The organism is Pseudomonas sp. WS 5412, assembly GCF_012985615.1.
Taxonomy (GTDB): Bacteria; Pseudomonadota; Gammaproteobacteria; order Pseudomonadales; family Pseudomonadaceae; genus Aquipseudomonas; species Aquipseudomonas shahriarae.
Window position 1 is genome coordinate 152,759 of sequence record NZ_JAARMB010000016.1, and the last position, 10,300, is coordinate 163,058.

At 61.0% G+C, this 10,300-nt stretch carries 7 protein-coding genes; 6 read left to right on the top strand and 1 reads right to left on the bottom strand.

The features are described from left to right. Positions 1 to 68 precede the first annotated feature (68 nt). Positions 69 to 1,928, top strand: a complete 1,860-nt coding sequence (locus HBR94_RS20355; protein ID WP_170045453.1) for a DUF3857 domain-containing transglutaminase family protein — start codon at positions 69 to 71, stop codon at positions 1,926 to 1,928. Between the two features lie 157 nt (positions 1,929 to 2,085). Here the strand turns inward: HBR94_RS20355 and HBR94_RS20360 are convergent, their stop codons facing one another. Further along, the gene (locus HBR94_RS20360; RefSeq protein ID WP_170045454.1) at positions 2,086 to 2,973 is read right to left on the bottom strand and encodes a LysR family transcriptional regulator; all 888 of its coding nucleotides are present in this window, start codon (positions 2,971 to 2,973) and stop codon (positions 2,086 to 2,088) included. A 129-nt stretch (positions 2,974 to 3,102) separates the two neighbouring features. On the opposite strand from HBR94_RS20360, the gene HBR94_RS20365 reads away from it, so the two are divergent. The 5 genes from HBR94_RS20365 to HBR94_RS20385 all read left to right on the top strand — a co-directional run bounded on the left by HBR94_RS20365 (position 3,103) and on the right by HBR94_RS20385 (position 10,077). Continuing rightward, positions 3,103 to 4,749 (top strand): GMC family oxidoreductase N-terminal domain-containing protein, encoded by a 1,647-nt coding sequence (locus tag HBR94_RS20365; RefSeq protein WP_057439442.1) that lies wholly within the window; start codon positions 3,103 to 3,105, stop codon positions 4,747 to 4,749. 100 nt (positions 4,750 to 4,849) lie between these two features. Then, entirely contained in the window at positions 4,850 to 6,475 is a 1,626-nt protein-coding gene (locus HBR94_RS20370; RefSeq protein WP_170045455.1) for an MFS transporter, read from the top strand. Between the two features lie 229 nt (positions 6,476 to 6,704). Further along, a complete protein-coding gene (locus HBR94_RS20375) occupies positions 6,705 to 8,654 on the top strand; it encodes a DNA topoisomerase III (RefSeq protein ID WP_057439444.1) in 1,950 nt (649 codons plus the stop codon). Between the two features lie 124 nt (positions 8,655 to 8,778). Then, a complete protein-coding gene (locus HBR94_RS20380) occupies positions 8,779 to 9,219 on the top strand; it encodes a CBS domain-containing protein (RefSeq protein ID WP_057439480.1) in 441 nt (146 codons plus the stop codon). A gap of 528 nt (positions 9,220 to 9,747) precedes the next feature. Beyond that, positions 9,748 to 10,077: a hypothetical protein gene (locus tag HBR94_RS20385; protein ID WP_029296579.1), complete on the top strand. Its 330-nt coding sequence runs from the start codon at positions 9,748 to 9,750 to the stop codon at positions 10,075 to 10,077. Positions 10,078 to 10,300: the final 223 nt, after the last annotated feature.

Below are 10,300 nucleotides of genomic sequence, written 5' to 3' on the forward strand. Positions count from 1 at the left end.
CCATTATCATCTGCCGCCTTCTTGGTACCCGCCAGGGTATCTGTGTCAATGTTCCACCTGAGGCGCCCATGCACCGTTTCTCGTTTTACTGCCCTTTGATTTGCGCCAGTCTGGGGCTTGTTTCGCACACTGCTCATGCCGCGTTGCAACCCATGGCCGAAGCTGCACTCGCCAACGAATCCGAGCTGCACTGCCACTTCAACCGTGATGCCAGCACCGATTGCACCACCACCTACCGCTACACCATTCTCAAGCCCAGCGGCCGGGAAATTTTGTCGCGAATCGACTTCAACTATGCCGAAGGCGATAGTTTTGAAGTGCTGCACGCCGAATCCACCCAGCCCGGCGGCAAGCCACAGCTGCTCGGCGAAGCACAGATCGACACGCGCACTGCGCCCAACCCTGACCAGGGGTTTTCCAGGCTGAAGCAAACGTCCCTGGCCTTCCCCAACCTGCGGGTCGGCACGCAGATCCGCTACACCGTGCGCGAACATCACCCCGCCAAGCCGCTGATGACCGAGTTCCACTACGCCCTGCAGTTCGGCCCCAGCAATGCGCGGCGCGACCGGCTCAAGGCGCGCTTCACCGCAGAACGGCCGATCGAGTGGCGCGCCGAGTTGATGGACGGCTTCACCATTACCCCCTCGGTCAATCGCAAGACCCTGGATATCGAGCAAAAGACGCCGACCTATCTCAACTACATCAACGAATCGGGCCACGCCTATATCCGCCTGATCCCACGGATCGAAGTGGGCAGCAGCCTCGATGTGCAAAAACATTTCGGCGGTTTTGCCCAGCGCTACAACCAGATCCTCGCGGCCAAGCTGCCGGCTGACAGTGCCGCCGCCGTAGCTGCGGTGAAGGGCTTGGACCCGGCGCAGCAAGTGGCCGGCCTGATGCAGCACATCAACGACCATTACCGTTACCTGGGTGACTGGCGTGCCACCGATCGCGGCTATGTGCCGTTTAACCTGGAGGAGATCGAACAGCACGGTTATGGCGACTGCAAGGACCTGTCCATCCTCCTCACCGCCATGCTCAAGGCCAGCGGGATCAAGGCCGAGACTGCCTGGGTCAGCCGTGGGGATGTGGTGGATTCGCTGCTGGTGCCGGGCACCGGTGCGCCCAACCATGCCATCGTGCGCGCCGAAGTGGCCGGCCAGGTGTGGTGGCTGGACCCGACCAACCCGGTGTTCGCTCCAGGCCAGACCCTGCCCGATATCCAGGACCGCTGGGTACTGGTCAACGATGCCCAGGGCCGGGTGCGTGAGGAACATATCCCCCTGGCACGCCCTGACACCAGCATCCGCCTGGACAAGCAGGTGCATTACGACAAACAGGGCAATGGCACGACCCGCGCCAGCGTCACCTTCAGCCGCCTGCCCCTGATGCAACTGAGCATGGCTGATCGCGAACAGGGGGCTACCGCCACCGACCAGAACATCTGCGACAACTTTGGCCGCGAGATCAGCGATTGCCAGGTCACCCGCCAGCCCACCGGGTTCGTGCAGCCCGACAGCTACACGGTCAAGGCCAGCATGACCGACCTGGGCGCCCTGGAAAAACTCGACGAAGGCTACGTCTACACCGACCAGTCGCTCAAAGAGAAATGGGACGGCCTGCTCAACTACCGCCGCAACGGGCAACGGGGCGACCTGTACATGGGCAACCCGGACACCGTCGACTACACCTTTACCTTGACCGGCGGGAAGATGGACAAGCCGGTTCAAGGCTGCAAGATCCACTCGCCGTGGTATGACCTGGAACTCGATGGCGAACAGCTCAAGGATGGCTTGCGCTACCACTACCGGTTGACCCAGAAAGTGCGCTGGTTGAGCCATGATGAAATCGTCAGCGCGCCGTTTGAAAAGATGATCAACGATGCTCGTGCGTGTGGTGAACAGGTACACCAGACAGTAAAACTCTAAGCCCACACACAGTCCCATGTGGGAGCTGTCTCGCCCTGCGAGGCTGCTATGGCGGCAGGTCAGTCAACATCAATGCTGGCAGTACCGCCGCCATCGCAGCCTCGCTAGGGCTCGACAGCTCCCACATTTGATCTCTGTAGATCCCCCTTGCCCTTCGCTACGCGCCCAACAGCAGCCCCTGCTCCTTGGCACACAACTCCACCACGTAATCCCACAACACCCGCAACCGTACCGACTTGTGCAATTCGCGTCGGGAGCTGATCCAGTAGCTGCGCTGGATGCCCTCTTCCGGCAATAGCGGCACCAGGTCCGGGTCCCCAGCGGCGACAAAACACGGCAACACGGCAATCCCCAACCCCGAGCGCGCCGCCTGGTGCTGGGCGATGACGCTGGTGCTGTGGAATACCACCCGGGGGTTGCGGCAAAAGCTGCTGAGGAGTTTCAGTTCCTGGCTGAATAGCAGGTCGTCGACGTAGTCGATCCACGCGTGGGCGGCCAGGTCTTCGCGTTTCTCGATGGCTGGCGTGCGCGCCAGGTAGCTGCGGCTGGCATAGAGGGCCAGGCGGTAGTCGGTGAGTTTGCGCGTGACCAGTTGATCGACGCTGGGGCGCTCCAGGTGGATGCTGATCTCCGCCTCGCGGTTGAGGATGCTGACAAAACGCGGCACCGCCACCAGTTCCACTTCCAGCCCCGGATAACGCTCGAACAGGCCGCCCATGCGGCTGGCAAGGAACATCACCCCCAAGCCTTCGGCGACCCCCAGGCGAATCTTGCCCAGGGGCGCGGCGGAGTGGGTCAGCTCTTCTTCGGCGAGCAGTGCAACGTTCTCCATGGCTTCGGCATGCTTGAGCAGTGCTTCGCCCGACGGCGTCAGTTCGTACCCCTGGGCATGCTGCACAAACAGCGCGGTGCCGAGGCTTTTCTCGATGGCCTCGATATGCCGGGCCACAGTGGCATGCGTGGTTTTCAGGCGCTGGGCGGCGATGAGCAGGCGCCCGCTGCGCTGCAACTCAAGAAAATACCGCAGGTCATTCCAGTCGAACATGTCACCCCCCTCTCGGCCATGAGCGCAGCGCTGTTTAAAAACGCACAGCAGCTGGGTAAAAACTAACATTTTTAAGACGAAAACTAACAACTAGGATGGAGCCAATAAGAAAAACAAGCGAGACCCCAGATGACTATTGCACCTGCGCAATACGATTACGTGGTAGTAGGCGCCGGCCCTGCGGGCTGCCTGCTGGCCAATCGACTGTCCGCCAACCCTGCCCATCGTGTGCTGCTGCTTGAAGCGGGCGGGCGCGACAACTACCCCTGGATCCATATCCCCGTCGGCTACCTGTTCTGCATCGGCAACCCGCGCACCGACTGGTGCTTCAAGACCGAAACCCAACCCGGCCTGCAAGGTCGTGCCCTGAGCTATCCACGGGGCAAGGTGCTGGGCGGCTGCTCGTCGATCAACGGCATGATCTACATGCGCGGCCAGGCCAACGACTACGATGGCTGGGCCGCCGAAGGCAACCCCGGCTGGGCCTGGGACGATGTATTACCGCTGTTCAAGCAAAGCGAAAACCATTTTGCCGGCGCCTCGCCCCTACATGGCGACAGCGGCGAGTGGCGCGTGGAGCAACAGCGCCTGCACTGGCCGATCCTCGACGCCTTCCGCGAAGCCGCCAAGCAAAGTGGCATCGCCAGCATCGACGACTTCAACCAGGGCGATAACGAAGGGTGTGGCTACTTCCAGGTCAACCAGAAAGGCGGCGTACGCTGGAATGCGGCCAAGGCGTTTCTCAAGCCCATCCGCCAGCGCGCCAACCTCACGGTGCTCACCGGCGTGGAAGTCGACCGTGTACTCCTGGAAAACGGCCGTGCCAGTGCGGTGGTGGGCCGCCAGCTAGGGCAAGGGGTGACCTGGAAAGCCCATAAGGAAATCATCCTGTGCGCCGGGGCGGTGGGTTCGCCCGGCATCCTGCAGCGCTCCGGGATAGGGCCTTCGAGCATCCTCAAGCCCTTGGGCATCGAGGTCCTGCACGAACTGCCAGGGGTCGGTGGCAATCTGCAGGACCACCTGCAACTGCGGCTGATCTACAAGCTGGAAAACGCCCGCACCCTGAACCAGATCGCCGGCTCCGTGTGGGGCAAGATGGGCATGGGCCTGCAATACCTGTATGACCGCAGCGGCCCGCTGTCCATGGCGCCCAGCCAGCTCGGCGCCTTCGCCCGCTCGGGGCCGGAACAGACTTCGGCCAACCTCGAATACCACGTGCAACCACTGTCGCTGGAACGCTTTGGCGAACCGCTGCACGCGTTCCCGGCATTTACTGCGTCGGTTTGCGACTTGCGCCCGCAGAGCCGCGGACGCATTGATATCCGCTCGGCCGATCCCGCGACGCCGCCATTGATCCAGCCCAACTACCTGAGCCATCCCGAAGACTTGCGCGTGGCCGCCGATGCCATCCGCCTGACCCGGCGCATTGTCGGCGCCCAGGCCCTGCGCCCCTTCAACCCGGTGGAATACCTGCCCGGTGAGGCCTTGCAAAGCGATGAACAATTGCAAGAGGCGGCGGCGCGGATCGGCACCACGATTTTTCACCCGGTCGGCACCTGCCGCATGGGCCCGGATAAAGACGCGGTGGTCGATGCCCAGTTGCGCGTGCACGGCGTGCCCGGCCTGCGCATCGCCGATGCCTCGATCATGCCGCGCATCACCTCCGGCAATACCTGCTCACCCACCCTGATGATCGCGGAAAAAGCCGCGCAACTGATTCTGTCCCCTCAAACAAGGAACCTCACCCCCGAAAGAGAACAGACAACACCGGCATGACCTGTAGGCGCGAGTTTGCTCGCACCTACAGGACAAGAGCGGCGCTGAAGTTGGCGCCGACAGTGGAACAACAATAAATAATCACTGTGAGGGCTACCCCATGTCAGAACGTGCTCAACCCCTGGACGCCATGCCTGGCGCCACTGTCAGCAGCAAGGAGTCGCAAAAGGTCATCTTCGCCTCGTCCCTGGGGACGGTGTTCGAGTGGTATGACTTTTTCCTCTATGGCGCCCTCGCGGCGGTGATCAGCAAGCAATTTTTTGCCGGGGTCAACGACACCACGGCCTTTATCTTCGCCCTGATGGCCTTTGCCGCCGGCTTTGTGGTGCGGCCGTTCGGCGCGCTGGTGTTCGGCCGCCTGGGGGACATGATCGGACGCAAGTACACCTTCCTCGCCACCATCGTCCTGATGGGCGTGGCGACCTTCTGTGTGGGCCTGTTGCCCACCTACGCCAGCATTGGTATAGCCGCGCCGATCATCCTGGTAGTGCTGCGCATGCTCCAGGGCCTGGCCCTGGGCGGTGAATACGGCGGCGCCGCGACCTATGTCGCCGAGCACGCCCCCGCCGGCAAACGCGGCTTCCACACCAGCTGGATTCAATCCACCGCGACCCTCGGCCTGTTGCTGTCGTTGCTGGTGGTACTGGCTTGCCGTTATTTCACGGGCGATCAGTTTGAAGTCTGGGGCTGGCGCCTGCCGTTCCTGCTGTCCATCGTGCTGCTGGGGATTTCCACCTGGATCCGCTTGAGCCTGCACGAATCCCCCGCGTTCCTGAAAATGAAAGAGGAAGGCAAGGCCAGCAAAGCCCCGATCCGCGAGTCGTTCGGTAACTGGCAAAACCTCAAGGTGGTGTTGATTGCGCTGTTCAGTATCAACGCCGGCCAGGCCGTGACCTTCTACGCCGCGCAATTCTATGTACTGTTCTTCCTCACCCAGTTCCTGAAGATGGACCCGGCCCTGGCCAATATGCTGCTGATCATCAGCGTGGTGATTGGCGCGCCGTTCTTTATCTTCTTCGGCTGGCTCTCGGACAAATGGGGGCGCAAGCCAGTACTGATGGTCGGCCTGCTGCTGGCCACCGCGCTGTACTTCCCGATCTTCAAGGGCCTGGCCCACTACACCAACCCGGCGATGGACCAGGCTAGCCGCCAGGCCCCGATCACCGTGCTGGCAGACCCGGCCACCTGCACCTTCCAGTTCGACCCGGTGGGCAAGGCGCGGTTTGACAGCCCATGCGACAAGGTCAAGACCTTCCTGGTCAAACAGGGCCTGCCCTACAGCAGCGAAGCCGCACCTGCCGGCAGCGCGGTGCAAGTCAGCATCGGCGATGTGCGCATCGACGACTACGACGAAGACGCCCTGCGCGGCGCCGTGACCCTGGCCGGCTACCCGAAATCGGCAGACGTGGCCCAGGTCAACAAAACCATGGTGGTGGTGCTGATCGTCGCGCTGATCCTGATCGCCGCAATGTGCTACGGCCCACTCGCCGCACTGATGGTGGAACTGTTCCCGACGCGGATCCGCTACACCTCCATGTCCCTGCCCTACCACATCGGTAACGGCTGGTTTGGCGGGTTCCTGCCGACCGTGTCGTTTGCCTTGGTGGTGTACACCGGCGATATCTTCTACGGGCTGTGGTACCCGGTGGTGATTACCGGGGTGAGCCTGATCGTCGGGCTGCTGTGCCTGAAGGAAACCAAGAACGTGGATCTGGATAAAAACTAATATCCCGCAAACCCTGTAAATCCCTTGTGGGAGCGGGCTTGCCCGCGATAGCGGTGGGTCAGTCAATGAATGTACTGACTGGCCCCCCCCCTATCGCGGGCAAGCCCGCTCCCACATTGGTTTCCCGCCGCCCACACAAATTGCTGTATATCCATCCAGATAAAGGTTGCTCAATTGCCTTCTTTTGCCCATCCTTCGCCCATTCAACTGTGTAACGAATGGGCTGAGCATGCGGCTGTTCCTCTGTGAAAAACCCTCCCAGGCCAAGGATATCGCGGCCGTGCTCGGCGCCCGGCGCCGGGGCGACGGTTGCTGGCTGGGCACGGACGTCACCGTCACCTGGTGCATCGGCCACCTGTTGGAAACCGCCCCGCCCGATGCCTACGACGCCAAGTACAAGCGCTGGGTGCTGGCCGACCTGCCCATCGTCCCGGAAAAATGGAAGATGACGGTCAAGCCCAAGACCGCCAGCCAGTACAAGGCGGTCAAGCGCCTGCTGGGGGAAGCCCGAGAACTGGTGATCGCCACCGATGCCGACCGCGAGGGGGAGATGATCGCCCGCGAACTGGTGGAGCATTGCCGCTATCGCGGGCCGATCCAGCGCCTGTGGCTGTCGGCGCTCGACGATGCCTCGATCCGCAAGGCCCTGGCATCGTTGAAGCCTGGCGCAGACACCTTCAGCCTCTACCATTCGGCCCTGGGCCGCTCCCGCGCCGACTGGCTGATCGGCATGAACATGAGCCGCCTGTTTACCCTGCTCGGCCGTCAGTCCGGCTATCAAGGTGTATTGCCCGTTGGGCGGGTGCAAACCCCGACCCTGCGCCTGGTGGTGGACCGCGACCGCAGCATTGCCGACTTCGTCCCGGTGGCTTACTGGGCCATTGATGTTGAGTTGCTGCACCAGCAGATGCGTTTTATCGCGCAATGGCGCGCCGCCGACGATATCTGTGACGACCAGGGCCGTTGCCTCAACCCGGAGCGGGCACAACACGCGGCGACGGCGATGAGCAACGCGGCCAGCGCACGCCTGGTGAAGCTGCGCACCGAACGCATGCGCGAAGTGGCGCCCCTGCCCTTTGACCTGGGCACCCTGCAGGAAATCTGCTCGAAGAAACTCGGGCTCGGCGCCCAGGAAACCCTGGATATCGCCCAATCCCTCTACGAAACCCATAAGGTCATCACCTACCCGCGCAGCGACTGCGGTTACCTGCCCGTGAGCCAGCATGGCGACGCGGCGACGATTCTCGCGGCACTGGGCCGTGCCGACCCGGCGGTGAGCGCGTTGATGCCACACCTCGATGCGCAGCGCCGCTCCCGCGCCTGGAACGACGCCAAGGTCAGCGCCCACCACGGCATTATTCCTACCGGCGCCGGCAAAGATCTTGCGCAGTTGACCGGCAAACACCGCGCCGTCTACACCTTGGTCCGCGCCCGTTACCTGGCGCAGTTCCTGCCCAATCACGAATACGACCGCACCCAGGCGGACTTCGACTGTGCCGGCGAAGCCTTGCGCGCCGTAGGTAAAGTGGTGGTGGAGCCCGGCTGGAAGCGTGCGTTGCCCGAAGCGCTGGCCCCGAGCAAAGGTCGTGAGGCGCCGGCGCCGCAGCCTTTGCCGGCGCTGGTGCAAGGCCAGGATTACGCTGTGGCCAAGGTCAACCTCAAGGACCTGTGGACCCAGCCGCCCAAGCCCTTTACCGAAGGCGACCTGATCAAGGCGATGAAAAACGTCGCCAAACTGGTGCAAGACCCGCTGCTCAAACAAAAGCTCAAGGACACCACCGGCATCGGTACCGAGGCGACTCGGGCCGGGATCATCCAGGGCCTGCTGGACCGTGGTTACCTGATAAAAAACGGCAAGGCGCTGTCTGCCACACCGGCGGCCTTCAGCCTGATTGACGCGGTACCCAGGGCGATTGCCGATCCCGGCACCACCGCCATCTGGGAGCAGGCCCTGGACATGGTGCAGAGCGGTGAGATGAGCCTGGAAGAGTTTGTCGCCAAACAGGCCGCCTGGATGAGCAAGCAAGTGGCCCGCTGCAATGGTATGCAAATGACCATCAGCGGCCAGGCCAGCCCGGCAGGTCGTGGTGCCACCCCCTGGAAAAACAAACGCAAGCCGGCCAAGCGCAAGACCGCCGCCAGCCCGAAACGGGCGGTAAAACCGGCAAACAAGGGCTGAAATTGCAAAAAAAGTCAGGTAATGACGCTTTTCAAGCGGATATACGCCGCTTTGGCTCTTGCCCTGGCGCCAGCGGTCGAGGATTCTGTAGGCACTGCCTAATAACAAAACCGGGGTGGACACCATGAAGACCGTCGCACAACTGCTCAAGTCCAAGGACCAGAAGAATCAGGAAGTCCATACCATCCAGTGGAATCACACCGTGTTTGAAGCGTTGGTGGTGATGGCAGCGAAGAACGTCGGCGCCTTGCCGGTGGTCAAGGACGGCAAGGTCGTCGGCATCATCAGTGAGCGCGACTACGCGCGCAAACTGATTCTCCATGGACTGTCCTCGACGACCACCCAGGTCCACCAGGTGATGAGTTCCCCGGCAATCACCGTGGACACCCACAAAAGCGTCGAAGATTGCATGGGCATCATGACTGATGGCCACCTGCGCCACCTGCCAGTGGTGGAAGACGGAGAACTGCTGGGCCTGCTGTCCATCGGCGACCTGGTCAAGGAAGCCATCGCCGAGCAGGCGGCACTGATCCAGCAACTGGAACAGTACATCCGCGGCGAATAGCATTCCCCTAAGCACCACAAATCCAATGTGGGAGCTGGCTTGCCAGCTCCCACAGCAGCGCAACCCCTCGACTCCCCGGCACAAAAAGTGACGCCCAAGTCACCTTTCCCCAGCCCCCCCTCTCTTCTGCAGAAAATATGTAGTGAGCAAAAATAATCACTACATAACCGTTGACGTAACCATTTTGAGCTTGCATGATTCAAGCGTCTCCCGGATCGGGAGCGTTGGTAACAAGCGTTTTGAACAAGCTCGTCTGACCGCCGAGCTGTTTTTCCGGATGTGCACTGCCCACAAGGCAGATTGATGAAGCTGACCGGCCCGAAAGGATCGGTACAAGAAGCTCAAATGCTGCTTGTCTTCGTTATGAAACCATTGCGTAGCAGTTCATCAGAAACACTACATGCATCAGGTTCAAGACCCTGCCCGTATTTGGCAGACCGTTTCTGACGCCCGGTTTTCATAGCCGGAGACAACTAACGTGAATTAACGAATCAACTGAAGATCGCCAACTGGTCAAGGGGCTTACACATGAATCTGAACAACCAACCAACTATTGATGAATTGGCTGAGATGTTCGCAGCGCAGAAAGACACACTCGACGACCATATCCTGTGGATTGGCAAATCGGGCGAAGTGCAAATTGACTGCCTGGCGCCCCATACCGAAGAAGCCGAGTTCGACCGCAATAACCGTGAACTGGCGGCGCGCCTGAAGATGTACCGCCGCGGCCAGGGTTATGTTGGTAAAAAAGCAGCTGCCGATCGCAACTTTATCGAGCAGGTCTTCGATACACTTAACAATGCCTGGGAGTCGTTCAAGGACAACTCGCAAGTTAAAGTGATTGACCGCTACTACTAAGAATAACTAGACCTTTGTGGGAGCTGGTTTGCCTGAGATAACCGTTTAACGATCAACCTAGTTGTTGAGTGTTAAATAGCTATCCCTGGCAAGCCAGCTTGTATGGTTAGACTTGTAGGGGTGGTGGGACTAAAAGCCAGCATCTGACTCTAGCCAGTACAGACCGTGGGAGACTTCGCCCCACCCCTTCACCAAAGCGCCGATAAGGAATGCATCGGCCATG